39 protein-coding genes are annotated in these 25,847 nt (G+C 67.4%); 35 read left to right on the top strand and 4 right to left on the bottom strand.

What is annotated here, in order from left to right; translation table 11 throughout:
• The first annotated feature begins 53 nt into the window (after positions 1 to 53).
• From MTES_RS04515 to MTES_RS04355, 33 genes are all read left to right on the top strand, one after another.
• The gene (locus MTES_RS04515; protein WP_013584017.1) at positions 54 to 269 is read left to right on the top strand and encodes a hypothetical protein; all 216 of its coding nucleotides are present in this window, start codon (positions 54 to 56) and stop codon (positions 267 to 269) included.
• Positions 270 to 707: 438 nt separating this feature from the next.
• On the top strand, positions 708 to 1,016 hold the full coding sequence (rpsJ, locus tag MTES_RS04510) for a 30S ribosomal protein S10 (protein ID WP_013584016.1): 309 nt from the start codon (positions 708 to 710) through the stop codon (positions 1,014 to 1,016).
• Between the two features lie 8 nt (positions 1,017 to 1,024).
• Positions 1,025 to 1,684, top strand: a complete 660-nt coding sequence (gene rplC / locus MTES_RS04505) for a 50S ribosomal protein L3 (RefSeq protein ID WP_013584015.1) — start codon at positions 1,025 to 1,027, stop codon at positions 1,682 to 1,684.
• A 2-nt stretch (positions 1,685 to 1,686) separates the two neighbouring features.
• Positions 1,687 to 2,349, top strand: coding sequence for a 50S ribosomal protein L4 (gene rplD, locus MTES_RS04500; protein ID WP_013584014.1), 663 nt, complete (start codon positions 1,687 to 1,689; stop codon positions 2,347 to 2,349).
• Positions 2,346 to 2,645, top strand: a complete 300-nt coding sequence (gene rplW / locus MTES_RS04495) for a 50S ribosomal protein L23 (RefSeq protein WP_013584013.1) — start codon at positions 2,346 to 2,348, stop codon at positions 2,643 to 2,645. Before rplD ends, rplW begins: the two co-directional genes overlap by 4 nt.
• Before the next feature lie 24 nt (positions 2,646 to 2,669).
• Positions 2,670 to 3,509: a 50S ribosomal protein L2 gene (gene rplB / locus MTES_RS04490; RefSeq protein WP_013584012.1), complete on the top strand. Its 840-nt coding sequence runs from the start codon at positions 2,670 to 2,672 to the stop codon at positions 3,507 to 3,509.
• Positions 3,510 to 3,521: 12 nt separating this feature from the next.
• A complete protein-coding gene (rpsS, locus tag MTES_RS04485; protein WP_013584011.1) occupies positions 3,522 to 3,803 on the top strand; it encodes a 30S ribosomal protein S19 in 282 nt (93 codons plus the stop codon).
• A 23-nt stretch (positions 3,804 to 3,826) separates the two neighbouring features.
• Entirely contained in the window at positions 3,827 to 4,225 is a 399-nt protein-coding gene (rplV, locus tag MTES_RS04480) for a 50S ribosomal protein L22 (protein WP_013584010.1), read from the top strand.
• Positions 4,225 to 4,983, top strand: coding sequence for a 30S ribosomal protein S3 (rpsC, locus tag MTES_RS04475; RefSeq protein WP_013584009.1), 759 nt, complete (start codon positions 4,225 to 4,227; stop codon positions 4,981 to 4,983). The genes rplV and rpsC overlap by 1 nt, the downstream gene beginning before the upstream one ends.
• Complete coding sequence (gene rplP, locus MTES_RS04470) at positions 4,983 to 5,402, top strand: 50S ribosomal protein L16 (RefSeq protein ID WP_013584008.1); 420 nt, start codon at positions 4,983 to 4,985, stop codon at positions 5,400 to 5,402. The genes rpsC and rplP overlap by 1 nt, the downstream gene beginning before the upstream one ends.
• On the top strand, positions 5,402 to 5,713 hold the full coding sequence (rpmC, locus tag MTES_RS19960; protein ID WP_013584007.1) for a 50S ribosomal protein L29: 312 nt from the start codon (positions 5,402 to 5,404) through the stop codon (positions 5,711 to 5,713). The genes rplP and rpmC overlap by 1 nt, the downstream gene beginning before the upstream one ends.
• A complete protein-coding gene (gene rpsQ, locus MTES_RS04460) occupies positions 5,713 to 6,045 on the top strand; it encodes a 30S ribosomal protein S17 (protein ID WP_013584006.1) in 333 nt (110 codons plus the stop codon). Before rpmC ends, rpsQ begins: the two co-directional genes overlap by 1 nt.
• Before the next feature lie 35 nt (positions 6,046 to 6,080).
• Positions 6,081 to 6,449: a 50S ribosomal protein L14 gene (gene rplN, locus MTES_RS04455; protein ID WP_013584005.1), complete on the top strand. Its 369-nt coding sequence runs from the start codon at positions 6,081 to 6,083 to the stop codon at positions 6,447 to 6,449.
• Positions 6,450 to 6,451: 2 nt separating this feature from the next.
• The gene (gene rplX, locus MTES_RS04450; protein WP_013584004.1) at positions 6,452 to 6,811 is read left to right on the top strand and encodes a 50S ribosomal protein L24; all 360 of its coding nucleotides are present in this window, start codon (positions 6,452 to 6,454) and stop codon (positions 6,809 to 6,811) included.
• 2 nt (positions 6,812 to 6,813) lie between these two features.
• Positions 6,814 to 7,404 carry a 50S ribosomal protein L5 gene (gene rplE, locus MTES_RS04445; RefSeq protein WP_013584003.1) on the top strand — a complete coding sequence of 197 codons (591 nt, stop codon included), beginning with the start codon at positions 6,814 to 6,816 and terminating at the stop codon, positions 7,402 to 7,404.
• Positions 7,405 to 7,495: 91 nt separating this feature from the next.
• The gene (gene rpsH, locus MTES_RS04440) at positions 7,496 to 7,894 is read left to right on the top strand and encodes a 30S ribosomal protein S8 (RefSeq protein ID WP_013584002.1); all 399 of its coding nucleotides are present in this window, start codon (positions 7,496 to 7,498) and stop codon (positions 7,892 to 7,894) included.
• 6 nt (positions 7,895 to 7,900) lie between these two features.
• Positions 7,901 to 8,437, top strand: coding sequence for a 50S ribosomal protein L6 (gene rplF / locus MTES_RS04435; RefSeq protein ID WP_013584001.1), 537 nt, complete (start codon positions 7,901 to 7,903; stop codon positions 8,435 to 8,437).
• 2 nt (positions 8,438 to 8,439) lie between these two features.
• Entirely contained in the window at positions 8,440 to 8,799 is a 360-nt protein-coding gene (gene rplR, locus MTES_RS04430) for a 50S ribosomal protein L18 (protein WP_043361012.1), read from the top strand.
• Positions 8,796 to 9,476 (top strand): 30S ribosomal protein S5, encoded by a 681-nt coding sequence (gene rpsE, locus MTES_RS04425; protein WP_013583999.1) that lies wholly within the window; start codon positions 8,796 to 8,798, stop codon positions 9,474 to 9,476. Before rplR ends, rpsE begins: the two co-directional genes overlap by 4 nt.
• Positions 9,476 to 9,661, top strand: coding sequence for a 50S ribosomal protein L30 (rpmD, locus tag MTES_RS04420; RefSeq protein ID WP_013583998.1), 186 nt, complete (start codon positions 9,476 to 9,478; stop codon positions 9,659 to 9,661). Before rpsE ends, rpmD begins: the two co-directional genes overlap by 1 nt.
• Positions 9,661 to 10,194: a 50S ribosomal protein L15 gene (gene rplO / locus MTES_RS04415; RefSeq protein WP_013583997.1), complete on the top strand. Its 534-nt coding sequence runs from the start codon at positions 9,661 to 9,663 to the stop codon at positions 10,192 to 10,194. The genes rpmD and rplO overlap by 1 nt, the downstream gene beginning before the upstream one ends.
• 109 nt (positions 10,195 to 10,303) lie before the next feature.
• A complete protein-coding gene (gene secY / locus MTES_RS04410; RefSeq protein WP_043362128.1) occupies positions 10,304 to 11,626 on the top strand; it encodes a preprotein translocase subunit SecY in 1,323 nt (440 codons plus the stop codon).
• Positions 11,623 to 12,219, top strand: a complete 597-nt coding sequence (locus tag MTES_RS04405; RefSeq protein WP_013583995.1) for an adenylate kinase — start codon at positions 11,623 to 11,625, stop codon at positions 12,217 to 12,219. Before secY ends, MTES_RS04405 begins: the two co-directional genes overlap by 4 nt.
• Before the next feature lie 2 nt (positions 12,220 to 12,221).
• Positions 12,222 to 13,064 carry a type I methionyl aminopeptidase gene (map, locus tag MTES_RS04400; protein ID WP_013583994.1) on the top strand — a complete coding sequence of 281 codons (843 nt, stop codon included), beginning with the start codon at positions 12,222 to 12,224 and terminating at the stop codon, positions 13,062 to 13,064.
• Positions 13,061 to 13,765 (top strand): DsbA family protein, encoded by a 705-nt coding sequence (locus MTES_RS04395; RefSeq protein ID WP_013583993.1) that lies wholly within the window; start codon positions 13,061 to 13,063, stop codon positions 13,763 to 13,765. Before map ends, MTES_RS04395 begins: the two co-directional genes overlap by 4 nt.
• Positions 13,766 to 13,906: 141 nt before the next feature.
• Positions 13,907 to 14,128, top strand: coding sequence for a translation initiation factor IF-1 (infA, locus tag MTES_RS04390; protein ID WP_013583992.1), 222 nt, complete (start codon positions 13,907 to 13,909; stop codon positions 14,126 to 14,128).
• A 62-nt stretch (positions 14,129 to 14,190) separates the two neighbouring features.
• A complete protein-coding gene (gene rpmJ, locus MTES_RS04385) occupies positions 14,191 to 14,307 on the top strand; it encodes a 50S ribosomal protein L36 (protein WP_005050492.1) in 117 nt (38 codons plus the stop codon).
• A gap of 164 nt (positions 14,308 to 14,471) precedes the next feature.
• Positions 14,472 to 14,846, top strand: coding sequence for a 30S ribosomal protein S13 (gene rpsM / locus MTES_RS04380; RefSeq protein ID WP_013583991.1), 375 nt, complete (start codon positions 14,472 to 14,474; stop codon positions 14,844 to 14,846).
• 34 nt (positions 14,847 to 14,880) lie between these two features.
• Positions 14,881 to 15,279, top strand: a complete 399-nt coding sequence (gene rpsK, locus MTES_RS04375) for a 30S ribosomal protein S11 (RefSeq protein WP_013583990.1) — start codon at positions 14,881 to 14,883, stop codon at positions 15,277 to 15,279.
• 186 nt (positions 15,280 to 15,465) lie between these two features.
• Entirely contained in the window at positions 15,466 to 16,455 is a 990-nt protein-coding gene (locus MTES_RS04370) for a DNA-directed RNA polymerase subunit alpha (protein WP_013583989.1), read from the top strand.
• 42 nt (positions 16,456 to 16,497) lie between these two features.
• Complete coding sequence (rplQ, locus tag MTES_RS04365; RefSeq protein ID WP_013583988.1) at positions 16,498 to 17,058, top strand: 50S ribosomal protein L17; 561 nt, start codon at positions 16,498 to 16,500, stop codon at positions 17,056 to 17,058.
• Positions 17,059 to 17,136: 78 nt separating this feature from the next.
• The gene (gene truA, locus MTES_RS04360; protein ID WP_013583987.1) at positions 17,137 to 17,994 is read left to right on the top strand and encodes a tRNA pseudouridine(38-40) synthase TruA; all 858 of its coding nucleotides are present in this window, start codon (positions 17,137 to 17,139) and stop codon (positions 17,992 to 17,994) included.
• Positions 17,995 to 18,059: 65 nt separating this feature from the next.
• A complete protein-coding gene (locus tag MTES_RS04355) occupies positions 18,060 to 18,752 on the top strand; it encodes an endonuclease/exonuclease/phosphatase family protein (protein WP_043362124.1) in 693 nt (230 codons plus the stop codon).
• Positions 18,753 to 18,828: 76 nt separating this feature from the next.
• Here MTES_RS04355 and MTES_RS04350 read toward each other — a convergent pair whose 3' ends face one another.
• Together MTES_RS04350 and MTES_RS04345 are read right to left on the bottom strand one after the other, a co-directional pair.
• A complete protein-coding gene (locus MTES_RS04350; RefSeq protein ID WP_043361010.1) occupies positions 18,829 to 19,395 on the bottom strand; it encodes a hypothetical protein in 567 nt (188 codons plus the stop codon).
• Positions 19,396 to 19,571: 176 nt separating this feature from the next.
• Complete coding sequence (locus tag MTES_RS04345; RefSeq protein ID WP_050901745.1) at positions 19,572 to 21,365, bottom strand: DUF4012 domain-containing protein; 1,794 nt, start codon at positions 21,363 to 21,365, stop codon at positions 19,572 to 19,574.
• A 95-nt stretch (positions 21,366 to 21,460) separates the two neighbouring features.
• Here MTES_RS04345 and MTES_RS04340 point away from each other — a divergent pair, with 95 nt between their 5' ends.
• Positions 21,461 to 22,087 (top strand): hypothetical protein, encoded by a 627-nt coding sequence (locus MTES_RS04340; protein WP_043361008.1) that lies wholly within the window; start codon positions 21,461 to 21,463, stop codon positions 22,085 to 22,087.
• 1 nt (position 22,088) lies between these two features.
• Here the strand turns inward: MTES_RS04340 and MTES_RS04335 are convergent, their stop codons facing one another.
• Both MTES_RS04335 and MTES_RS04330 read right to left on the bottom strand, forming a co-directional pair.
• The gene (locus tag MTES_RS04335; RefSeq protein ID WP_013583982.1) at positions 22,089 to 23,207 is read right to left on the bottom strand and encodes a GGDEF domain; all 1,119 of its coding nucleotides are present in this window, start codon (positions 23,205 to 23,207) and stop codon (positions 22,089 to 22,091) included.
• Positions 23,204 to 24,871 carry a sensor histidine kinase gene (locus MTES_RS04330; RefSeq protein ID WP_050901744.1) on the bottom strand — a complete coding sequence of 556 codons (1,668 nt, stop codon included), beginning with the start codon at positions 24,869 to 24,871 and terminating at the stop codon, positions 23,204 to 23,206. The genes MTES_RS04335 and MTES_RS04330 overlap by 4 nt, the downstream gene beginning before the upstream one ends.
• 175 nt (positions 24,872 to 25,046) lie before the next feature.
• On the opposite strand from MTES_RS04330, the gene MTES_RS04325 reads away from it, so the two are divergent.
• Positions 25,047 to 25,838 (top strand): hypothetical protein, encoded by a 792-nt coding sequence (locus tag MTES_RS04325; protein ID WP_013583980.1) that lies wholly within the window; start codon positions 25,047 to 25,049, stop codon positions 25,836 to 25,838.
• The last annotated feature ends 9 nt before the right edge of the window (positions 25,839 to 25,847 follow it).

The raw sequence follows: 25,847 nt of genomic DNA, 5'->3' as shown, positions 1-25,847 counted from the left end.
AAATGGCGGCAGGGCGGCAGCTCGCCGCTTCGTGGCCGACGAAGGAGACCGTCATGGGCGTGGACGACATCATCAACAAGGGCAAGAAGCTCCTCGACGAGAACCGCGACAAGATCGAAGAGGCGCTCAAGAGTGAAAAGGCCGAAGAGGTCAGCGACAAGATCTTGAGCGGTGCGGCGGATGCCATCAAGAAGGTCGTGCCTGTCGAACAGCACGCGAAGGTCGACGAGGTGCGCGACAACCTCGACAAGAACATCGGCAACGCCTGATCGAAGCCGACTCGTCGCGCCGTCCCCGCAATTCGGGGGCGGCGCGATGGCGTGCGAGGCGGGTGATCCTGAGCATCGCCTGCGCGCGACACGCCCGGGTTTGCGACACGCCCGACGGGTCCGTAGACTAGTCCAGTTCCACATTCCGGTGCGCGCTCGGCGCGCGCCAGGATCACTGTCAGGGCAGTGCACAGGCGGCGCGAAGGCGCAGGGTCCTGGGCCGCGGGCAGCAGAACACCACACCGAACCCCCTCTTCCTTCATCGGATTCGCGCGCGTGCGTGCGAGGGGCGGGCCGGATGCCATGGCATCCGGTTTGACAGCTGAACAGCGGTGCAGCATCTCTCGCGTGAGCGAGGGGAAGTGCCAGGGTGCGTCAGCACCACCGTGCGTCCAATGCCCCAGGTCGGGTAAGACGCTGAAAGAGAGAGAGCAGACAATGGCGGGACAGAAGATCCGCATTCGCCTGAAGTCGTACGACCACGCCGGGCTGGACTCGTCGGCGCGCAAGATCGTCGACACCGTGACCCGTGCCGGCGCCACCGTGGTGGGCCCGGTTCCCCTTCCGACCGAGAAGAACGTCGTGTGCGTCATCCGGTCGCCCCACAAGTACAAGGACAGCCGCGAGCACTTCGAGATGCGCACCCACAAGCGCCTCATCGACATCATCGACCCGACGCCCAAGGCCGTCGACTCGCTGATGCGCCTCGACCTCCCGGCCGATGTCAACATCGAGATCAAGCTCTGAGGTTCGACATGGCTGACATCAACTCCAAGATCTCCAAGGGCCTCCTCGGCACCAAGCTCGGCATGACCCAGGTGTGGGACGAGAACGGCAAGCTCGTTCCCGTCACCGTCATCGAGGTCGCCCCGAACGTCGTGACCCAGCTGCGCTCGCTCGAGAAGGACGGCTACAACGCCGTGCAGATCGGCTACGGCCAGATCGACCCCCGCAAGGTGAACAAGCCCCTGACGGCTCACTTCGACGCTGCCGGTGTCACCCCGCGTCGCCACCTCACCGAGGTGCGGACCGCGGATGCCGCCGACTACACGCTGGGCCAGGAGCTCACCGTGGACGGCCTCTTCGAGGCCGGCCAGCTGGTCGACGTCGTCGGCACCAGCAAGGGCAAGGGCACCGCCGGTGTCATGAAGCGTCACAACTTCAAGGGCGTCTCCGCTTCGCACGGTGCGCACCGCAACCACCGCAAGCCCGGCTCGATCGGCGCCTCGTCGACTCCGAGCCGCGTGTTCAAGGGCATGCGCATGGCCGGCCGTATGGGTGGCGAGCGCGTGACCGTCCTCAACCTCACGGTGCACGCCGTCGACGCCGAGAAGGGTCTGATGCTCGTCAAGGGCGCCGTCCCCGGTGCTCGTGGCCGCATCGTCTACGTCCGCAACGCAGTGAAGGGTGCCTGATCATGGCTGACTCGACTCTCGCGCTCGACGTCGTGAAGGCCGACGGCAAGAAGGCCGGCTCCGTGGAGCTGCCCGCCGACATCTTCGACGTCAAGACGAACATCCCCCTCATCCACCAGGTCGTCGTGGCGCAGCGCGCCGCGGCTCGCCAGGGCACGCACTCGACCAAGCGTCGTGGCGAGGTCTCGGGTGCCGGCCGCAAGCCCTTCAAGCAGAAGGGCACCGGTAACGCCCGTCAGGGCTCGATCCGCGCGCCGCACATGACCGGTGGTGGCATCGTCCACGGGCCCAAGCCCCGCGACTACAGCCAGCGCACCCCCAAGAAGATGATCGCGGCCGCCCTCCTGGGTGCGCTCAGCGACCGTGCTCGTGGGCAGCGTCTCCACATCGTCGACAGCTTCGCCATCGAGGGTGCGCCCTCGACCAAGGCCGCCGCTGCCGCGCTGAAGGCCTTCGGTGCCGTCAAGAACGTCCTCGTGGTCATCGAGCGTGACGACGAGCTGACGATCAAGAGCGTGCGCAACCTCGCGTACGTCCACGTGCTGACCGTCGGCCAGCTGAACACCTACGACGTGGTCGTCTCCGACGACATCGTCTTCACCAAGGCCGCCTACGACGCCTTCGTCGCGTCGAAGTCGGGCGCCACCGAGGAGGTCTCGGCATGACCACCGTCAACAAGGACCCGCGCGACATCATCCTGAAGCCGGTCGTCTCCGAGAAGAGCTACTCGCTCATCGACGAGGGCAAGTACACCTTCCTGGTGGACCCCCGCTCGTCGAAGACCGAGATCAAGCTCGCGATCGAGAAGATCTTCGGCGTCAAGGTCGCTTCGGTGAACACGCTGAACCGTCAGGGCAAGGCCCGTCGGACCCGCTTCGGCATCGGCAAGCGCAAGGACACGAAGCGTGCCATCGTCACGCTGAAGTCCGGCACCATCGACATCTTCACGTCTGTCGGCTGACGGTCGGGATAGAGGACAAGAACAATGGCTATTCGCAAGTACAAGCCCACGACCCCCGGTCGCCGCGGCTCGTCGGTGGCCGACTTCGCCGAGATCACCCGATCGACGCCTGAGAAGTCGCTGCTGCGCCCGCTGTCGAAGACCGGTGGCCGCAACAACCAGGGCCGCATCACCACGCGTCACATCGGTGGTGGCCACAAGCGTCAGTACCGTCTGATCGACTTCCGTCGTAACGACAAGGACGGCATCGACGCCAAGGTCGCTCACATCGAGTACGACCCCAACCGCACCGCGCGCATCGCGCTGCTGCACTACGCGGACGGCGAGAAGCGCTACATCCTCGCTCCGGCGAAGCTGTCGCAGGGCGACGTCGTCGAGTCGGGTGCCGGTGCTGACATCAAGCCCGGCAACAACCTGCCGCTGCGCAACATCCCCACCGGTACGGTGATCCACGCGATCGAGCTCCGTCCCGGCGGCGGCGCGAAGATGGCCCGTTCGGCCGGCGCCTCCGTGCGTCTGGTCGCCAAGGACGGCCCGTACGCGCAGCTGCGTCTGCCCTCCGGCGAGATCCGCAACGTCGACGTGCGCTGCCGCGCCACGATCGGCGAGGTCGGTAACGCCGAGCAGTCGAACATCAACTGGGGCAAGGCCGGCCGCATGCGCTGGAAGGGCGTCCGCCCGACCGTGCGTGGTGTCGCCATGAACCCGGTCGACCACCCGCACGGTGGTGGTGAGGGTAAGACCTCCGGTGGTCGTCACCCTGTTTCGCCGTGGGGTAAGGCCGAGGGCCGCACCCGCCACGCGAACAAGGAGAGCGACAAGCTCATCGTCCGCCGTCGCACCGCCGGCAAGAAGCGCAAGTAGGAGTAGAGGAAGATGCCTCGCAGCCTTAAGAAGGGCCCCTTCGTCGACGAGCACCTGCTTCGCAAGGTCGTCTCGCAGAACGAAGCCGGTTCGAAGAACGTCATCAAGACCTGGTCGCGCCGTTCGATGATCATCCCCGCCATGCTGGGACACACCATCGCCGTGCACGACGGTCGCAAGCACATCCCCGTGTTCGTGACCGAGACCATGGTCGGCCACAAGCTGGGCGAGTTCTCGCCCACCCGCACCTTCCGCGGCCACGTGAAGGACGACAAGAAGGGTCGCCGCCGCTGACGCGGGGGCAAGAGGAGAGAGAAATGGTGGAGTCCATCGCACGCGTGCGACACATCCGCGTGACCCCTCAGAAGGCTCGTCGTGTCGTCGCTCTCATCAAGGGCAAGCAGGCCGAAGAGGCCCTTGCCATCCTGAAGTTCGCGCCCCAGGGTGCGAGCGAGCCGATCTACAAGCTCGTCGCTTCGGCCATCGCGAACGCTCGCGTCACGGCCGACAAGACGAACGAGTACCTGGATGACGCTGACCTGTACGTGAAGAACGCGTACGTCGACGAGGGCACGACGCTGAAGCGTTTCCAGCCCCGCGCTCAGGGTCGCGCCTTCCAGATCAAGAAGCGCACGAGCCACATCACGGTCGTGCTCGCGACGCCCGAGACCGCTGAGGCGGCCCCGGCTCGCGCCAACAAGAAGGCGAGCAAGTAATGGGACAGAAGGTCAACCCGTACGGCTTCCGCCTCGGCATCACCACCGACCACGTGTCGCGGTGGTTCTCGGACTCGACGAAGGCCGGTCAGCGTTACGCCGACTACCTCGCCGAGGACATCAAGATCCGTCGCCTGCTGACCACGTCGCTCGACCGCGCCGGTGTCAGCAACATCGAGATCGAGCGCACGCGTGACCGCGTTCGCGTCGACATCCACACCGCCCGTCCGGGCATCGTGATCGGTCGCCGCGGCGCCGAGGCCGAGCGCATCCGTGCCGACCTCGAGAAGCTCACCGGTAAGCAGATCCAGCTGAACATCCTCGAGGTGAAGAACCCCGAGGCCGACGCTCAGCTGGTCGCTCAGGGTGTCGCCGAGCAGCTCACCGCTCGCGTGGCTTTCCGCCGCGCGATGCGCAAGGGCCTGCAGGGCGCGCAGCGTGCCGGCGCCAAGGGTGTCCGCATCCAGGTGTCGGGCCGTCTCGGCGGCGCCGAGATGAGCCGCTCGGAGTTCTACCGCGAAGGCCGTGTGCCCCTGCACACGCTCCGCGCGAACATCGACTACGGCTTCTACGAGGCCAAGACCACCTTCGGCCGCATCGGCGTGAAGGTCTGGATCTACAAGGGCGACCTCACCAACAAGGAGCTCGCCCGCGAGCAGGCCAACGCGCCCAAGTCCCGCGGTCGTGACGACCGCGGTGGCGACCGTCGTCGTGGCCCGCGCAACGAGGCCCCCGTGGCAGAAGGAGCGTCGGCGTAATGCTCATCCCCCGCAAGGTCAAGTACCGCAAGCAGCACCACCCCGGTCGTTCGGGCCAGGCCACCGGTGGCACCACGGTGTCGTTCGGTGAGTTCGGCATCCAGGCGCTGACCCCCGCTTACGTGACCAACCGTCAGATCGAGTCCGCTCGTATCGCGATGACGCGTCACATCAAGCGTGGTGGAAAGGTGTGGATCAACATCTACCCCGACCGTCCGCTCACCAAGAAGCCCGCGGAAACCCGCATGGGTTCCGGTAAGGGCTCGCCCGAGTGGTGGGTTGCGAACGTCAAGCCGGGCCGCGTCCTCTTCGAGGTCGCGGGTGTCAACGAGGAACTCGCTCGTGAAGCACTGACCCGTGCCATCCACAAGCTGCCCCTGAAGGCACGCATCATCAAGCGCGAGGAGGGCGACGCGTAATGGCGATCGGCACCAAGCAGCTCGCCCCGAGCGAGCTCGACACGTTCGAAGACCAGCGCCTCGTCGAGGAGCTGCGTAAGGCCAAGGAAGAGCTGTTCAACCTGCGCTTCCAGTCGGCCACCGGCCAGCTCGAGAGCCACGGCCGCATCCGTGCAGTCAAGCGCGACATCGCGCGTCTGTACACGGTGATCCGTGAGCGCGAGCTCGGCATCCGCGCCACCCCGGCCCCGGTCGAGGCGACGAAGGCGAAGAAGAGCAAGGCGAAGAAGGCGGATGCCGCTGACGACGCCGCGAAGGAAGAGGCCGAGTAATGGCTACCGCGAAGAAGGCAGAGGCCGAGGCGCAGGTCGTCGGTCACGAGCACGCCGAGAACGACGTCCGCGACGTGGACGCCCGCGGTTACCGCAAGGCGCGTCGTGGCTACGTCGTCAGCGACAAGATGGACAAGACCATCGTCGTCGAGGTCGAGGACCGCGTGAAGCACCCCCTCTACGGCAAGGTCATCCGCCGTACCTCGAAGGTCAAGGCGCACGACGAGACCAACTCGGCGGGCATCGGCGACCTCGTCGTCATCAACGAGACCCGTCCGCTGAGCGCCACCAAGCGCTGGCGCCTGGTCGAGATCCTCGAGAAGGCCAAGTAAGCCTCGCGGCCTACTTGGAATCCAAGGAGTAAAAAGTGATTCAGAACGAATCCCGGCTGAAGGTCGCCGACAACACCGGCGCCAAGGAGCTGCTCACCATCCGCGTGCTCGGCGGCTCCAACCGTCGTTACGCCGGCCTGGGCGACGTGATCGTCGCCACGGTCAAGGACGCGATCCCGGGTGGAAACGTCAAGAAGGGCGACGTGGTCAAGGCCGTCGTCGTCCGTGTCGTCAAGCAGACCCGCCGTCCCGACGGCTCGTACATCAAGTTCGACGAGAACGCCGCCGTGATCCTGAAGAACGACGGGGAGCCCCGCGGCACCCGTATCTTCGGACCGGTCGGCCGTGAGCTTCGCGACAAGAAGTTCATGAAGATCGTCTCGCTCGCCCCGGAGGTCATCTGATCATGGCGAAAATCAAGAAGGGTGACCTGGTTCAGGTCATCTCGGGCGCCAAGCCCGAGCGTGGCGGCGACCGCGGCAAGCAGGGCAAGGTCCTCGAGGTCCTTACCGAGCAGAACCGCGTCATCGTCGAAGGCGTGAACTACGTCACCAAGCACAACCGCGTCGGCCAGTCCCAGCGCGGCACCAAGACCGGTGGCATCGAGACGTTCGAGGCCCCGATCCACATCTCCAACGTCGCGATCGTCGACCCCTCGACCAAGAAGCCGACCCGTGTCGGCCGCCGGGTCGAGGAGCAGGTCAAGGACGGCGTCAAGCGCACCGTCCGCGTGCGCTTCGCGAAGAAGTCAGGCAAGGACCTCTGAACATGAGCACCGTGACTGCCGCGGAGACTGGCAAGATCCAGCCCCGCCTCAAGCAGAAGTACAACGCCGAGATCAAGAAGGCGCTGCAGGACGAGTTCGGCTACGAGAACGTCATGCAGATTCCCGGCCTGGTCAAGGTCGTCGTGAACACCGGTGTCGGCGAGGCGGCTCGTGACAGCAAGGTGATCGATGGTGCGGTCGAGGACCTCACCAAGATCACCGGTCAGAAGCCCATCGTCACGAAGGCACGCAAGTCCATCGCGCAGTTCAAGCTGCGTGAGGGTCAGGCCATCGGCGCGCACGTCACCCTCCGTGGTGACCGTGCGTGGGAGTTCGTGGACCGCCTGGTCAACCTCGCGCTGCCGCGCATCCGCGACTTCCGCGGTCTGTCGCCCAAGCAGTTCGACGGCAACGGCAACTACACCTTCGGTCTCCAGGAGCAGTCCGTGTTCCACGAGATCGACCAGGACCGCATCGACCGCGTCCGTGGTTTCGACATCACGATCGTCACCACGGCGAAGACTGACGACGAGGGCCGTTCGCTGCTGCGCCAGCTCGGCTTCCCGTTCCAGTCGGCCGACGCTCAGGCCTGAACCTTGGGCCCCCGGGTTTCCGGGGGCCCATCATCGAAGGTCGCCTGTCGTGTAACGGCAGGCGAAACCTCATGAAAGAAAGAAGCATCACATGACGATGACAGACCCGGTCGCAGACATGCTGACCCGTCTGCGCAACGCGAACTCGGCGCACCACGACTCCGTGTCGATGCCGAGCTCGAAGCTCAAGACCAACATCGCCGCCATCCTCAAGCAGGAGGGTTACATCGCCGACTGGAGCGTCGAGGACGCCCGTGTCGGCCAGACCCTCAACATGACGCTGAAGTACGGCCCGAACCGCGAGCGGTCGATCGCCGGCATCAAGCGCGTCTCCAAGCCCGGCCTTCGCGTGTACGCGAAGTCGACCGAGGTCCCCACGGTCCTCGGCGGGCTCGGCGTCGCCATCCTGTCCACCTCCTCCGGTCTCCTCACCGACCGTCAGGCCGAGCAGAAGGGCGTCGGCGGGGAAGTCCTCGCCTACGTGTGGTGATCTGACATGTCGCGTATTGGACGTCTTCCCATCGACATCCCCGCCGGTGTCACCGTTTCGGTGAACGGCCGGGAGGTCAACGTCAAGGGCCCCAAGGGCGAGCTCGCGCTCACCGTGGCACAGCCCCTCGAGGTGTCGGTCGAGGAGAACCAGGTTCTCGTCACCCGCCCCGACGACGAGCGCGAGTCGCGGTCGCTCCACGGCCTGACCCGCACGCTCATCAACAACAACATCATCGGTGTCACCCAGGGCTACACCAAGGGCCTCGAGGTCGTCGGTACGGGTTACCGCGTGGCGCAGAAGGGCAGCTCGGTCGAGTTCGCCCTCGGTTTCTCGCACCCCGTGCTCATCGACCCGCCCGCCGGGATCACCCTCACGGTCGAAGGCAACAACAAGCTCACCGTGAGCGGCATCGACAAGCAGGCCGTCGGCGAGGCCGCTGCCAACATCCGCAAGATCCGCAAGCCCGAGCCGTACAAGGGCAAGGGTGTGCGGTACGCGGGCGAGGTCGTCCGCCGCAAGGCCGGAAAGAGTGGTAAGTGACCATGGCTGTCAAGACAAAGTCCGTCGCTCGTGCTCGTCGTCACGCGCGTCTTCGCAAGAAGGTCGTGGGCACCGAGCTTCGCCCCCGTCTGGTCGTGACGCGCTCCGCGCGCCACGTGTTCGTCCAGGTCGTGGACGACAGCAAGGGCCACACCGTGGCCTCCGCCTCCACCCTCGAGACCGACCTGCGCGGCTTCGACGGTGACAAGACCGCCAAGGCCCGCAAGGTCGGCGAGCTCGTCGCCGAGCGTGCCAAGGCCGTCGGCGTGTCCGACGTCGTGTTCGACCGTGGCGGAAACCGGTACGCCGGTCGCGTCGCCGCGATCGCCGACGGTGCCCGCGAAGGAGGGCTGAACCTGTGAGTGACAACAAGGAGACCGAAGTGACCGAGCAGACTGCACCGGCAGAGGGTGCGGCTGCGGCCACGGCCCCCGCCGAGCGTGAGCGCGAGCCGCGTCGCGGTGGTCGCGAGCGCAACACCAACCAGCGCGACCGTGGTTCGCGCGACCGCAACGAGAGCCAGTTCCTCGAGCGCGTCGTGACGATCAACCGTGTGTCGAAGGTGGTCAAGGGTGGTCGTCGCTTCAGCTTCACGGCGCTCGTCGTCGTGGGCGACGGCAACGGCGTCGTGGGTGTCGGTTACGGCAAGGCCCGCGAAGTCCCCCTCGCCATCTCGAAGGGTGTCGAAGAGGCCAAGCGCAACTTCTTCCGCGTTCCGCGCTCCGGCTCGACCATCCCGCACCCCGTTCAGGGTGAGGCTGCCGCCGGTGTGGTGCTCCTGCGCCCCGCCGCTGCCGGTACCGGTGTTATCGCCGGTGGTCCCGTCCGCGCCGTCCTCGAGTGCGCCGGCATCCACGATGTCCTCTCGAAGTCGCTCGGCTCGTCGAACACGATCAACATCGTGCACGCGACCGTCGAGGCGCTGAAGTCGCTCGAAGAGCCCCGCGCCGTGGCCGCCCGCCGTGGCCTGGAGTTCGACCAGGTCGCCCCGGCCCGCCTCGTGCGCGCCGAGGCCGCCGCTCAGAAGGTAGGTGCCTGATGGCCGAGCGTCTGAAGGTCACGCAGATCAAGTCCAAGGTGAGCGAGAAGCAGAACCAGCGTGACACGCTGCGTTCGCTCGGTCTCAAGCGGATCGGCGACTCGGTCGTCCGTCCCGACGACGCGCAGACGCGCGGCTACGTCAAGACCGTCGCCCACCTCGTCAAGGTTGAGGAGATCGACTAATGGCTGACAAGAAGGACGAGACCGCTACGGTCGCCGCCCCGAAGAAGGCCTCGGCCCGTAAGACGGCTGAGAAGAAGGAAGCCCCCGCGGCCCGCCCCGGCGTGCTGAAGGTTCACCACCTGCGTCCCGTCCCGGGTGCCCGTACCGCCAAGACCCGCGTCGGTCGTGGTGAGGGCTCCAAGGGTAAGACGGCCGGTCGCGGTACCAAGGGAACCAAGGCCCGTTACCAGGTCAAGGTCGGCTTCGAGGGTGGGCAGATGCCGCTGCACATGCGCACCCCGAAGCTCCGCGGCTTCAAGAACCCGTTCCGCGTCGAGTACCAGGTCGTGAACCTGGACAAGCTCGCCGAGCTCTACCCGCAGGGTGGCGACGTGACCGTCGCCGGCCTCGTGGCCAAGGGCGCCGTGCGCAAGAACGAGAAGGTCAAGGTGCTCGGCACCGGCGACATCTCGGTCGCGCTGACCGTCTCGGTCGACAAGGTCTCCGGCTCTGCTGAGCAGAAGATCGTCGCCGCCGGCGGCACCGTCAACTGACGCCCGAACCCCGGAGGGGCCGGCGGCCTTACGGCCGTCGGCCCCTTCTGGGTTAGTCTGATTTGGTGTGCGCCTGCGGCGCGCCGAGATCGTTCTGGAGGAATCCCCTTTGTTCAGCGCCATCGCGCGGGTTTTCCGCACGCCCGACCTGAGGCGGAAGATCGCCTTCACGCTGGGCATCATCGCCATCTACCGGCTCGGTGCCCACGTTCCGTCGCCGTTCGTCGACTTCCCCAACGTCCAGCAGTGTCTGAGCGACTCCGGGAGCACCGAGGGACTGCTGTCGCTGGTCAACCTCTTCTCCGGCGGCGCTCTGCTGCAGCTGTCCATCTTCGCGCTCGGCGTCATGCCGTACATCACGGCCACGATCATCGTGCAGCTGTTGCGCGTCGTCATCCCGCACTTCGAGACCCTCTACAAGGAGGGTCAGGCGGGTCAGGCCAAGCTGACGCAGTACACCCGCTACCTGACGATCGCTCTCGCGCTCCTGCAGTCGACCACTCTGGTCACCGTCGCGCGCTCCGGCCAGCTCTTCGGCTCGGCCGGTATCCCCGAGTGCCAGCAGCTCCTCACGAATGACGTGTGGTGGGCTCAGCTGCTCATGATCATCACGCTGACCGCCGGTACGGGCCTCGTGATGTGGTTCGCCGAGCTGGTCACGGAGCGCGGTGTCGGCAACGGCATGTCGATCCTCATCTTCACGTCGATCGCCGCGACGTTCCCCGCCGCGATGATGTCGATCCTGAACTCGCGCGGCGTCGAGATCTTCCTCCTCGTCCTGGCCGTCGGCATCGTGGTCGTCGCGCTCGTCGTGTTCGTCGAGCAGTCCCAGCGCCGCATCCCCGTGCAGTACGCCAAGCGGATGGTCGGCCGCCGGACGTACGGCGGGACGAACACCTACATCCCGATCAAGGTCAACATGGCCGGTGTGGTGCCGGTGATCTTCGCGTCGTCGCTGCTCTACATCCCGGCGCTCATCGCCCAGTTCAACCAGCCGCAGGCGGGCCAGGAACCGGCCCCGTGGGTCACGTGGATCTCGCAGTACCTCACGCGCGGTGACCACCCGCTGTACATGCTGATCTACTTCCTCCTGATCGTGGGCTTCACGTACTTCTACGTCGCCATCACGTTCAACCCGGTCGACGTGGCCGACAACATGAAGAAGTACGGCGGGTTCATCCCCGGCATCCGCGCCGGTCGTCCCACCGCTGAGTACCTCGACTACGTGCTGACGCGCATCACGCTGCCCGGATCCATCTACCTCGGCCTGATCGCGCTCCTGCCGCTCGTGGCGCTCGCCACGGTCGGCGCCAACCAGAACTTCCCGTTCGGCGGCGCCTCGATTCTGATCATCGTGGGTGTGGGTCTCGAGACGGTGAAGCAGATCGACGCTCAGCTCCAGCAGCGTCACTACGAAGGGCTCCTCCGATGACGGCGCGTCTGTTGATCGTCGGCCCCCAGGGGTCGGGCAAGGGGACGCAGGGCGTCCGCATCGCAGAGGCTTTCGGCATCCCCGTGGTCTCGACCGGCGATGTCTTCCGCGCCAACGTGGCGGAGGGCACCGAGCTGGGCAAGCAGGTGACGTCGATCATCGACGCCGGCGACCTCGTCCCCGACGAGCTCACGAGCGCGGTCGTGCGCGACCGCCTGTCGCAGCCCGACGCGGGGGAGGGGTTCCTCCTCGACGGATACCCCCGCAACCTGGCTCAGGTCATGCACCTCGATGAGTTCCTGGGCGGTCGCGACGAGTCTCTCGACGCCGTCATCGCGTTGGTCGTCCCCCGGGACGAGTCGCTGGCCCGCCTGACTGCCCGCGCCGTCGAGCAGGGGCGCGCGGACGACACCGCCGAGGCCATCGAGACCCGTCTGAACATCTACGAGCGCGAGACGGCGCCCATCCTCGGCGTGTACGGCACGCGAGGCATCGTCGACGAGATCGACGGCGTCGGCGGCCTCGACGAGGTCACGGAGCGGGTCTTCGCGGCGCTCGACGCGCGCGGTCTTCGCCGTCGTACGGCTGACTGACAGTGGTCTTCCGCTCCTCGATCTACAAGAAGCCCGCGCAGCTGCGCGCGATGGTGGAGCCCGGGCTCATCACGGCTGCCGCGTTGGACGCGGTTCGAGCGTTGATCGCGCCGGGTATGACGACGCTCGAGCTGGACGCCGAAGCGGCGCGGGTGATCGCCGCGCGCGGCGCCGTGTCGAACTTCCAGATGGTGCGGGGCTATCGCCACACGATCTGCGCCTCGGTGAACGAGCAGGTGGTCCACGGCATCCCGAACGATCGTCCCTTGCAAGCGGGCGACATCCTGTCGATCGACGCGGGCGCGGAGTTCCGCGGGTGGAACGGCGACTCGGCCTTCACGGTCATCGTGCCCGGTGACGCCCCCGAGACCCTCGTCGCTCCCCGTCGTCGCCTGTCGGAGGTCACCGAGGGATCGCTGTGGGCAGGCATCGCCGCTCTCAGCAGGGCGTCGCACCTCGCCGAGGTGGGGGCCGCCATCGAGGCGTACATCGACGAGAACGCCCCGAGCGGGGGCTACGGCATCCTCCGGGATTACGTCGGCCACGGCATCGGACGCAAGATGCACGAGTCGCCCAGCGTCTTCAACTACGCCGTCGATGATCGCGGCCCCGAGGTGCGGCCCGGTCTTGCGGTCGCGATCGAGCCCATGGTGGTCATCGGCGATCAGGCGACCGTGGTCGAGGACGACGGGTGGACGGTGTCCACGGTCGACGGCACAGCGGGCTCCCATTGGGAACATAGCGTCGCCGTGCACGATGGAGGCATCTGGGTTCTCACCGCGCCCGACGGTGGTGCAGAAAAACTGGCGCCCTTCGGTGTGGTGCCGAAGGAGATCGATTCATGATGATGGCTGCGGCACGCAAGGCCACGAACTGGTTCGCGATCGGCATCACGGCTGCGGCGGTGGTGATCGTCCTCGTGGTGGGCGGCGTGGTGTGGTTCGCCAACAGCCAGGCGACCTCGGCGGGCACCCTGCCCCAGTCTTCTGCCGTGAACACCGACACGGGTGCCATCGCGGTGGGTTCCGGCGCGAAGACGGTCGACACGTACGTCGACTTCATGTGCCCGATCTGCAACTCCTTCGAGCAGTCCTACGGGCCGACGATCCAGCAGCTCGTCGACGACGGGACGATCACGCTGAACATCCACCCGATCTCGATCCTGGATCGTTCGTCGCAAGGGACGCAGTACTCGACGCGGTCCGCGAGCGCCGCCTACTGCGTCGCGGTCGACAACCCCGCGAACGTGCAGGCGTTCGTGAAGGCGATGTACGCCCAGCAGCCGACCGAGGGGACGTCGGGCCTCGACAACGCCACGATCGCCTCGATCGCGACGAGTGCGGGAGCATCGGATGCCGTGACCTCGTGCATCAACGACGGCACCTACGAGAAGTACGTGACGGCGATGACCCGACAGACCCCGATCCAGTCGGGTGCGAGCGGGGTTTCGACGCCCACGATCGTCGTCAACGGCACGCTGCTGACGAACAAGACCGACCTGACCGGCGACCCGCAGAAGGACATCGTCGCTCGTCTGAACGGCTGACGACACTCCCGGCGAGTTGCCGGGTCGAGCATTACCACGTATGCTTGATCTTTGGTGCGTTGCGCCTTCATTGGCGTGTCGAAGCACCGAATCCCCATCCACCGCAGACCGGCCGGTCTGCAACTGAGCGTGAGCGAGTTTATGGCGAAGAAAGACGGTGTCATCGAGATCGAGGGCACGGTGTCCGAGGCACTGCCCAACGCGATGTTCCGTGTCGAACTGACCAACGGCCACAAGGTGCTCGCCACCATCTCGGGCAAGATGCGACAGAACTACATCCGCATCATCCCCGAGGACCGTGTCGTCGTCGAGCTGAGCCCCTACGACCTCACCCGCGGTCGTATCGTCTACCGCTACCGCTGAGTCCGGCCGAGAAGTAACGAACCGTCCTCGGGCGGGTTCGAAGACAGCGAAACAGGAACATCATGAAGGTCAACCCCTCCGTCAAGCCCATCTGCGACCACTGCAAGGTGATCCGTCGCCACGGGCGCGTGATGGTGATCTGCAAGAGCAACCCGCGCCACAAGCAGCGCCAGGGCTGAGCTTCCAGCTCGACGTCATTTCCAACTGAATACACACCGGCAGGATCAGATCCGCCATCCGGACGCTTCGACAAGCTCAGCGACCGATCGGCGGGGACACCTCGGGGCGGAGGCCCGAGCACCGATCCTGCTCCACACCTCCAACACACTCTGAGGAGAGCCGCATGGCACGTCTTGCCGGCGTCGACATCCCGCGCGATAAGCGCGTGGTGATCGCACTTACGTACATCTACGGTGTGGGCCGCACCCGCTCCGTCGAGATCCTGAACGCGACCGGCATCAGCCAGGACGTCCGCGTCAAGGACCTCACCGACGACCAGCTGGTCGCGCTCCGCGACCACATCGAAGGCACCTACAAGGTGGAGGGTGACCTCCGTCGCGAGGTCGCCGCCGACATCCGCCGCAAGGTCGAGATCGGTTCCTACGAGGGCCTGCGCCACCGCCGCGGCCTCCCCGTGCGCGGTCAGCGCACGAAGACGAACGCGCGTACCCGCAAGGGTCCCAAGCGCACCGTCGCCGGCAAGAAGAAGGCGCGCTAGGCCTCCGCCGGCGCAGGATTCAGGAGAACCGCACATGGCACAGGCCAAGTCTGCCGCGCGCAAGCCGCGCCGCAAGGAGAAGAAGAACATCGCCGTGGGCCAGGCCCACATCAAGTCGACGTTCAACAACACCATCGTTTCGATCACCGACCCCTCGGGTGCCGTCATCAGCTGGGCTTCGTCCGGCGGCGTCGGCTTCAAGGGTTCGCGCAAGTCGACGCCGTACGCCGCCGGCATGGCCGCCGAGTCGGCTGCCCGCCAGGCGCAGGAGCACGGTGTCAAGAAGGTCGACGTCTTCGTGAAGGGACCGGGTTCGGGTCGTGAGACCGCGATCCGCTCGCTCACCGCGGCCGGCCTCGAGGTCGGCTCGATCCAGGACGTGACGCCGCAGGCCCACAACGGCTGCCGTCCGCCCAAGCGTCGCCGCGTCTGACGCGTCTGTTCCCGGGGAGCTTCTCGCTCCCCGGGAACGCCGCGCTCACGCGCGATTCAGACTTCCGGATGCCACGTCGCAGACCTGACGTCATCGTCGGGTCCGGTGGCATCCAGCGAGTACAACTCAACACCTCACCCCATTACACGTGTCATATAGCGGGCACGTGATCGAAAGGAACACATAGTGCTCATCGCACAGCGTCCCACTCTGACCGAGGAGAAGGTCGGGGAGTTCCGCAGTCGTTTCGTCATCGAGCCCCTCGAGCCCGGCTTCGGTTACACCATCGGCAACGCCCTGCGTCGCAGCCTGCTGTCGTCGATCCCCGGTGCGGCCGTCACGAGCATCCGTATCGACGGCGTTCTGCACGAGTTCAGCACGATCCCGGGCGTGAAGGAAGACGTCACCGAGATCATCCTGAACATCAAGCAGCTCGTCGTCTCGAGCGAGCGTGACGAGCCCATCACGGCGTACCTCCGCAAGACCGGCTCCGGCGAGGTCACGGCCGCGGACATCTCGGCTCCGGCCGGCGTCGAGGTGCACAACCCCGATCTGGTCATCGCGACCCTCAACGACACCGCGAAGTTCGAGCTCGAGCTCACCATCGAGCGTGGCCGCGGCTACGTGTCGGCGACGCAGAACCGCAACGAGTACGCCGAGGCCGGTCAGATTCCGATCGACTCGATCTACTCGCCCGTCCTGAAGGTCAGCTACCGCGTCGAGGCCACCCGTGCCGGCGAGCGTACGGACTTCGACAAGCTCGTCCTCGACGTCGAGTCGAAGCCCTCGATCGCTCCCCGTGACGCCGTCGCTTCGGCGGGACGCACGCTGACCGAGCTGTTCGGCCTCGCCCGCGAGCTGAACGTCGAGGCTGAGGGTATCGAGATCGGCCCCGCGCCGGTCGAGACCGTTCTCTCGAACGAGCTGTCGATGCCGATCGAGGATCTCGATCTCTCGGTCCGCTCGTACAACTGCCTCAAGCGCGAGGGCATCAACACGGTGTCCGAGCTGGTCGCCCTCTCGGAGACCCAGCTGATGAACATCCGCAACTTCGGTCAGAAGTCGGTCGACGAGGTGCGCGACAAGCTCGTCTCGCTCGGCCTGTCGCTCAAGGACTCGGTGCCCGGCTTCGACGGCGCCCAGTTCTTCGGCGGCTACGACGAAGAAACCGTCTGACCCCGTCGGACCCGACCGAACCTTCTACTGGAGTAACACGACATGCCTAAGCCCACGAAGGGTCCCCGCCTCGGAGGCGGCCCGGCCCACGAGCGTCTGCTTCTCGCGAACCTCGCTGCAGCGCTGTACACGCACAAGTCCATCAAGACGACCGAGACGAAGGCCAAGCGCCTCCGTCCGCTCGCCGAGCGCCTCATCACCTTCGCCAAGCGCGGCGACCTGCACGCGCGTCGTCGCGTGCTGAGCGTGATCGGCGACAAGGAAGTTGTGCACACCCTGTTCACCGAGATCGCGCCGCTGGTGGCCGAGCGTGACGGCGGATACACCCGCATCACGAAGGTCGGCAACCGCAAGGGCGACAACGCCCCCATGGCTGTCATCGAGCTCGTCCTCGAGCCCGTGACCAAGAAGCCCTCGTCGTCGAAGGCTGCTGCGGCTCCCGCCGCCGCTGCGCCGACGGCGGAGCCCGCGGCCGAAGAGGTCGTCGCTGACGAGGCTCCCGTCGCCGATGAGGCCGCCGAGGCCGGCGCCGAGTCGCAGGACGAGGGTGCCGCTGCCGAGGCCGCAGCCGAGGACGCTGTGGCGGACGACGCCAAGGCCTGAGCTTCGCTCGCGCACGAAGCCCTCACCCCTTCCGGGGTGGGGGCTTCGTCGCGTTCCGGTGCCCCGTAGGCTTGTCGGGTGCGTCTGCGACTCGACATCTCCTACGACGGAACGCACTTCCGCGGATGGGCCCGCCAACCGGGCCTCCGAACGGTTCAGGGAGTCCTGGAAGAGGCCCTCGCCCGGATTCTGGGCGGTGATCCTCGGCTCGTCGTGGCCGGACGGACCGACGCGGGCGTGCACGCGTCCGGGCAGGTCGCTCACCTCGACCTGGATGACGCGCAGCAGGCGCGTCTGCCGCGCCGACGTCGGGAGGGCGACGAAGGGGATGCCGTCGCGGCTCTCGCGGGGCGGGTGCGCGGGGTTCTGGGCGCCTACCCCGACGTCACCGTTCACCGGTCGTCGTGCGCCCCGGAGGGCTTCGACGCCCGGTTCTCCGCTGTCTGGCGCCGTTACAGCTACCGGATCGCCGATGCGCAGGCCGGATACGAGCCGTTGGAGCGGCTTCGGACCACCTCGGTCCGGGCTTCGCTCGACGTCGACGCGATGCACGCCGCTGCCCAGAGGCTCATCGGCCTGCACGACTTCGCCGCATACTGCAAGGCCCGGGAAGAGGCCACCACGATTCGCACGCTCCTCGAGTACGACTGGCGGCGCGGTGACGACGGCATCCTGATCGCCAACGTCCGGGCGGACGCGTTCTGCCACAGCATGGTCCGCGCCCTCGTGGGTGCCTGCGTGGCCGTGGGGGAGGGGCGCCTCGAGGTCGATGACGTCATCAAGATCCGGGATGAGGGCCGCCGTACCGCTGACTCGAAGGTCCTGGCGGCGCGCGGCCTCGTCCTCGCCGAGGTCGGGTATCCAGCCGATGCGCTGCTGGCGGCCCGTGCCGCCCAGACCCGCAACCGGAGGGATGCGGACGACATCGGGGCGTGATCGTGTCCACGATCCGTTCGCAACCCCCGTCCCGGGAACATCGACGGCTCTAGGCTGTGATGGTCATGAAGGTCATCTCGTACAACCTCCGCAAGCACCGCGCCGCGGGCGAGCTCTCGAGACTCGTCGACGAGCACGCGGTGGACGTGTTGTGCCTCCAGGAGTGCGATACCCGCGACATCCCCGTCGAGATCGCGGGCCTGCGCCTCGCCGAGGCGACCCAGCGCAACCGCCTGGGGTTGGCCGTCTACTACCGGGAGAACACCTTCCGCGCGGTGGAGGTGCGCGCGATCGCGCTCAAGAAGTCGCTGCACGACTATGTGTTGAAGCCCGCCGAGGAGCGCATGCTCGGTGTTCGTCTGCGGGACATCGACGACGGTCGCGAGGTGATCGTTGCGTCGTTCCACGCGGCACCCCTGACCGCGTTGAACTCGCTCCGGCGGCATCAGATCCGTACCGCGTTGAGCGAGCTCCAGAACCTCGGTCCGGGGCTCCCCGCGCTGATGGTCGGGGACTACAACTACCCGGTCTTCAAGGAGCACCTCGGCCAGAAGGTGCGAGATCAGGGCTACGAGCTCACCCTGAGCGACGCGCGGACGTACACGAGGTACCGGTTCTTCCGGGGTCACTACGATTTCGCGACGTCCGTCGGCTTCGACATCGCCCACATCCGTACGCTGCCGCAGGGGCTCAGCGATCACCTCCCGATCCTCATCACCGCCGAGGTGTCCACCTCGCACGCGCCCACCGGCCCCTGACGGACGGATAGCGCTGCGGGCACGAAAAGGTGGGACCGCCCTGACGGGCGGTCCCACCTTTTCGTGAGAAGGAGTGTCAGGCCGCGCGGCGGCGGCGCCGGCGGGCGGCTGCTCCGACACCCACGGCAGCTCCGGCGAGGATCAGTGCGCCCCCGGCCACCCACAGCCCGGCCGTGGCGCCGTCGTCGATGCCCGTCTTCGCGAGACCGTTCGGGGACGGCGGCGTGGTGGGCGCTGAACTCCCGCTCGAGACGAGCACCTGAGCATGGACGACCTTGCCGCTGGTCTGGCCCGTGAAGGTCAGGTCGTACGTGCCCACCGCGTTCGCGGGAAACGCGATCGGGACGGCGAGAGCGCCGGCTTTCGCACGGGTGCGAAGTGTCGTGTTCGTTTCGACCGCCGCCTTGACCATGCCGAGCGTCGCACCGGACGCGTTCTCTCCCGTGATGGAGATCAGCACGTCCTCGTCACCGCTGAACGGCGCGCCGGTCGTGGTGAAGGTCGAGGACTGCCCGGGCGTGATCGTGCTCGGCGTCGCGACGACGGCGGCCGGGTCGACATAGGCGCTGGCGGCGGTCGGCGCCATCAAAGCGGCTGCCGCCAGCGAGATCGCGGCGGCGGCGCGGAGGATCGTGATCTTCATGGTGGGTCCCCATCTCGGTGGCACATCGGGCCGGTGGAAGTCGAAGAGCGACCCGGTGGATCTCAGCCGTTGAAGATCGCCCCCTGCGGCAGTCTTTCCGAGGTCCGCGGGGGAGGAGCGCCGCGGGGAGGCGTATTCACGAGTGTGGACCGCAGACTTCACCAGGGGTGGCGGAATCAGCGTTGTGCGGCGGCCGCTCCGGGCGAGGAGCGCTCCGGGCCGCAGCTGTCGGCCTCGCTCCCGCTCGCCATTTCGAACACGGTGGGGGTGACTTTCGCCTCGAGGTGCGCCGTCCGGGGCGTCGACACCCGCAGCTCGAGGTGAGCCTGTTGGCCGGGAGCGAGTTGCACGGACCACTTCACCACCTGCCGGCCCTGTGCCGTGCCGCCGGCGAACCCGGCGGGTGCGCCGTTCCCGGTCGAAGTGCGCTCCTCGAGCCGTGCCCCGGCGGGCAGATACACGTAGACACCGGTCAGCGCCTGGCCCACCGGAACCCCGTACTCGCCGCCGCCCGTCACATACGACGGGAGCGTCTGGGGGTCGGGGGCGTCGTTACGCAGCGTCACACCCAGGACCGCGGAGTCCTGCCCGCACCAGGCGACGTCGACGGTGGGGCGGAGGTAGGAATCCATCTTCGATCCGGTGCCGTCGTTCAGGTACACGCCGAAGCGGGTCTCATCGACGTCGGTCGTCGGCAGCGTCCCTTGCAGCGTCGTGCCGTCGAGAATCGCCTGGTCATCGGCATCCGCGTTCCACATCAGCAGGCGACCCTCGGTACCGGCACGGCTCAGCGCCTCGATCAGCTTGCGGGGGTCCGCGCGGCCCTCGGCGAGAGCGGTGAACACCGCGGCGGAGGCCGTGCGGAAGAACTCGTCCTGTCGCGCGGGGTCGGGGTAGCGACGATAGACCTCCTGCAACAGAAGGGTCACGGCATTGTCGGCGGTCAGTTCGTCGCCCGTCGGAAGGGCGACCGGTCCCGTGGCCGTCAGGATGTAGCCGAGTGTGACGGGGTCGAGTGCGATCACTCCATCGACGTCCCGTCCACGGAGGCGTCGCCACATCTCCCGCGCGATCGGCGCGCCCACCGTGAAGTCGGGCACCTGCGTGACGTCCTGGATGAAGCGAGCGGGCCGCGTCTCGAAGAGGTCGCGTACCTCCGGGTAGAGATCGACCACGGGAGGATCGGTCCCCGGCGGGAAGTCGGCTGTCGATGCTTGGTCGACCAAGGCGATGCGTCCGTCGTGGGTGTCGATCTGGGCCACGGCCCCGACGATCCCGCCCAGTGAGCGCCACTCCGCATTGTTCTGAAAGAGCACCAGGTACGACCGAGGCCCATCGGCTCCGAGCATGGCGGGAACCAAGCGGGCCGCGCGGCGGAGGGCGTCCGCGGAGTCCGCCGCCGCGCCGATGAGGTCGTGCGCTCGCGTGACGCCGTCACGGAGCGGCCCGAGGAGAGGGCGCGTGTCGACGGCGGCCAGCTCCGCCGCGGCGACATGGAGGTGAACGGATACAGCTCCCGCAGTCGGTTCGAGCGCAGCGATGTCCGCGATGTCGAACGCGCCGTCCTTCGGCCGGAGCGCCTCCGTGGACAGCCGGGATGCGGCTGACGCCAACGGGATGAGACCCTCGGCCACCGCGTCGTCGAGAGCTGCGGAGGACACAGCGAGGGCGGAGAGCTGCGGACCGACCCAGGGGAGTCTCTCGCCGAGCGACCAGATCGGGTCGCTCGTAAGGGCCCGTGCCGCGGACGTCTCGTCGTGCACCGTCGGCAGGAGGGAAGCGACCGCGAGCGGGTCGTCCGTGGAAGCTTCGGCATCCTGGACCGCGTGTTGGGCGGCCGTCAGGTGACTGACGGCGAGGCCCCCGCGCAGGCCGATCCAGAACGTGACGAAGAGGCCCGTGAGCAGGATGGTCGTCGCGCACCAGGCGAAGACCCGTCCGGCCCGGGCGCCGGGCCGCCGGTCATTCATATCCGTCACCCGGGAACAATAAGACGCTCTCGCCCGGGCGCCGGGCCCGGGGCGTCACGGCTCACCCTAGACTTAACCCGGATCGGGGAGGGCGCATGCGGAAAGCGGTGCGGATGGGGCGCATCGCGCTCGGCGCGATGGTCGGACTGATGACAGTTGCGGTCGCAGGTTGCGGTGTTCCGCCCTGGGCGCAAGGCGGGACCGCCGAGTCAGCTTCTCCGACGGCGTCTGCGGCCTCCACCCCGGCCCCTCAACCTGTCGCCAACGACCTCTCGAGCGGCTCGACGCAGAAGACGGTCACGGCGGGAGCCGTGTCGGCGACGGTGAACTACTGGTCGACGCTGTCGATGGACAAGTGGACCCCGACGGCCCTCAAGCCCGTCAGCCTCTCCATGGTCACCACGGTGACCCCGGACGACGGCCAGAAGGTCTACCTCCAGCGCGCGACGATGACCGCCGTCCCGGGAAACGAGACGCAGTCCTTCGCGCCCCTCGCGGCACAGACCGATCAGTCGAACGCCCCCGGCTATCTGGTACTCGCGCCGTACAGCTACTCCCAGACCTTCAACGTCGGCGAGGTTCCCGCCGAGGCGACGTTCGTCACCCTTCAGTTCACCTACGAGTACCTCGTGCAGGCGACGCCGACGTCGGAAGAGTACGCCAAGCAGACGGCCAGCGACACGCTGACGGTGGCCATCGCACGGGGCGGCTCTGCGGGCTGACTCAGAGCCGAACGCGCTCCCACCGGTCGCCGCCGAGGCGCCGCGCGGCCGACGCCGCGGTATCGGCTTGATCGATCAGCGCGTCGAAGTCGTAGTCTCCCGCTTCGGCGGGCACCCACCCCACGCTCGCCGAGAGCTGAACGGCGATCCACGAGGTGGCATCCATCTCCGTGAACTGGCGCAGGACGGTGCGGACGCACTCGCGGACCACGGGATCGGGGCGCGCCACGAGGACGACGAGATGACCACTCGCCTTCCGGCCGATATCGGCTTCTGCGGGGAACGCGTCGGTCACGACCGCCTCGAACGCGGAGATGATGTGCGACCAGTTGTTGTCACCCGCCGCGCTGCGGAGGTGCACGGGATCGTCCACCTGGATCGAGAGCATCACCCATCCGGACTCGCGAGCGCTGCGCGCGCGGACGAGACGATCGGATGCCGTGACGGCGAACTGCGGCCACGCGGTCGCCGTCAGTGCGTACCCGGGGGAGACGGATGTGAAGTACAGCAGGCTGACGGTCGCGCAGACGAGGTAGATGAGCATCGCGAGCCCGTTGAGCAAACGGGGGAGCTGAAGGTCGCCCACGGCCGCCGGCGCGGCGACGGCCGAGACGACGCTCGCCAACGCGAGCACGACGAATCCCGCGGACACGACCAGGAGCGGAAGCATCAGCCGCTCGCGGGAGTCGGCGGAGCGACGGAGCTCGAAGATGGTCAACCCCGCGAAGACGGCCGCGCCGAGGAACGCCACCCGGAACAGCAGCCCGTAGACGGCGGGATCCGTGGCGACCACGAGCACGGCCGCGGAGCACACGCCCTGCACCCCGCCGATCCAGGACAGGGCGCGCACGCCGCGACGCGCGCGGAACCCCGACCAGATGAGGGCGGGCGCACCGAGGATCAGTCCGAGCCCGATGCGACGCAGCGACTCGTCCTCGGTCGCCACGCCCACCACGGACGTCCAGGTGCTCGTCATCGCGAGCAGGAAAGCCAGTGACCACAGGAGAGCCGCGCGGGAGGGGCGGGGAAGGAATCCCAGGCTCACGATCATGATCGACGCGAGGGTGGTGACGGTGGCCTGCGCGAGGCTGAGATTCGCGAGGGTCTCGACCGCGGTCATTCCTCCCCGTCCTTCGCCGGAACGGGCAGGACCACCGTGACGGTGGTGCCGGACCCGAGGTCGCTCTCGAGCGTCACCGAGCCGCCGTTCTCTTCGATGATCCCGCGGACGATCCCCATCCCGAGCCCCGTTCCCGGAGTCGAGCTGTCCCGGGCCGCGCGTGAGCGGAAGTACGGGTCGAAGATCCGCGGCAGGTCTTCGGTCGGGATGCCGATACCGGTGTCCGCGAAGCGCAGCACCACGTCGTCGTCGCCGACCTCCGCGGAGAGGTGAACCGAGCCGCCGCCGGGCGTGTACTTGATGGCATTGCTCAGGATGTTGTCGAAGGCCTGTCGCAGCCGGAACGCGTCTCCCACGACCTCCGCGGCGTCGGGGAGATCGTCGAGGATGGTGACCCGCCGGGCGGCCGCGGCCGGACGGAAGGATTCGAGCGAGGAGGTGATGATGCGCATCGCGTCCGCCGTCTTCGGGGTGTCCTTCTCGCGGAAGACCCCGCGGGAGTTCGCGAGGATCTCGGAGATGAGCTTCTGCATGCGCTCGCCCGCGCCCGCGATCACCTCGAGCTGCTCACGCACCTTGGGGGAGAGGTCGGGGTCGTCCAGAGCGAGGTCGGCGTGACCGATGATCGCGGTCAGCGGGTTGCGCAGTTCGTGCGAGACCGTCGCGGCCAACCGTTCGCGCGCGCGCTCGGCTTCGATGAGGGCGGTGATGTCGTGGACGATCAGCAACGTGCTCTCGGGTTCGTCCGAGGAGACCAGTCGCCGCGTCGAGGCTGAGAGGGCGTGCCAACTGCCGTCCGCGTCGAAGAGCCAGACACGTTCGTCGTCGAACTGCTCGCCCCGCGCGGCACGGGCGAAGGGGCGTTCCGATTCGCTGAGCGGCTCGCCCCGCAGAGTCGCGTACTCCACCGCGCTCCCGGGGCGCTGCGGCTCGTCGCGGTCGATCCCGTACAGCGACAGGTAGGTGTCGTTCAGGGCGAGGATCTCCCCGTCGGCCGACATCCGCGCGATGCCGGTGTCCAGACCGTTCAGCACCTGCGAGACCCGTCGTTCCTGACCCGTGACGCGTTGCAGGGTGCCCTGCAATCGGCTGGCCTGCCGTCGGAGCAGCTGTTTGAAGGCGCGGGTCTGCCGAGACGAGAGGTACGCGGTGATCCCGATGAAGGTCAGCGAGAGGAGGACCACGATGAGCCGCAGCGCGGTGGCCGGTCCGGAACCGTTGGCCGCGGCGTCGATGACGATGATCACGCCGACGGTCGCGAGGGTGCTGACGAGCAGGCTGACGGCGAAGTGGGTGGCGATCCAGGTGATGGGGAAGACCCAGAAGAAGCCGAAGCGCAGATCGGTTCCGAAGCTCAGCAGCCCGATCCCGATGATGTCGCCGAACGGGATGATCGCCACCGCGTTCCGCGGCAGGCGATGCCAGGGCACGATGATCGCGACGGCTGTCAGGGCGATGACCACACCCACACCCGTCGAGAAGGTCCAGACAGCGAACAGGGACGGCTCCAGAGCCTGGGTGAGCAGTACCGTGATCACCACGCTCGCCCCGAGGACGAGTTGCAGGAGCCAGACCGATCTCGTGCGGCTGCTCGGACTGGACCCCTCGTCGCTCGGCAGCACCCGGGCCGGCGCCACCGACGACACACTCCTCCCGGCTGACATTCTTCGAGTGTATCGACGGTGGTGTAGTCTTCTGCGCGCCATCCTGTCTCTGCTCGCCGTTTGTGCCCACCCGGGGCACGTCGTCCGGTCAGACTCCCCCTGAGGCCTGCATCCCGCAGCGTGATGGTCGTTCAGCGACCTCTGCGCCCTCGCGCCTTCTCCTCAGGAGCAACCCGTGACCACGACCCCTCGCCGACGCGCCCTGCGCGCGCTCGCCCTCACCACCGCGCTCGTCGTGGGCCCCCTCACCCTCAGCGGGTGCGCCCAGGTCGTCGATGCGTTCAACGCCTTCCAGGGACAGTCCTCGGGCAACCAGTCCGTGGTGGTGCCGACGGCGGCGCCGCAGGTGGCCGCGTCGAGCATGCCGTTCGACTCGCAGTTCACCTACGACGGTTCGGTCACCCTGTCGTCCGAAGTCGCCGACGGCCTCGAGGTCCGCTTGGACGTCTGGGCGGTGAACCCCAAGCGCACCATGGAGTGGACCTCCACCAACGAGAAGCAGTTCGGCTTCGCCGTCAACGTGTACGACCACCGCGTCGATGAGAAGGCTGTGCTCGCCCAGAAGCGTCGCGTCTACCTCTCCTCCGTCTCCATCACCTCGCAGACCGCCCAGACCGGCGGACAGGTGTCGAGCCCGTTCCAGTTCAGCGCCGACCCGCGCACGCTCGTGCCGTCCGACACCCAGCGGTCCGACCGCGGCCTTCTGCTGAACAGCTTCCAGGGCGGACTCCTGGTGCCGACCACCTCGATCCGTCAGCTGCCGAACGACACGTACGGGATCACGCTCGAGTTCGCGATGAACGTCGCCGTCGAGGGGGCGGCGAACACCGACACCTCCTTCAGCCAGCAGACGGTCTACCAGTACCTCCCGATCGCGATCTCGACGGGCGGGGCGCAGGCCGCCCCGCAGAGCGCGACGACCGACACCAGCGGTCGTGCACCGGGATGGGGCCAGACCGGCGGTTGAGCCCGTCCC

The organism is Microbacterium testaceum StLB037 (assembly GCF_000202635.1).
Lineage (GTDB): Bacteria > Actinomycetota > Actinomycetes > Actinomycetales > Microbacteriaceae > Microbacterium > Microbacterium testaceum_F.
This window is presented reverse-complemented; position numbering and strand designations above follow the sequence as displayed.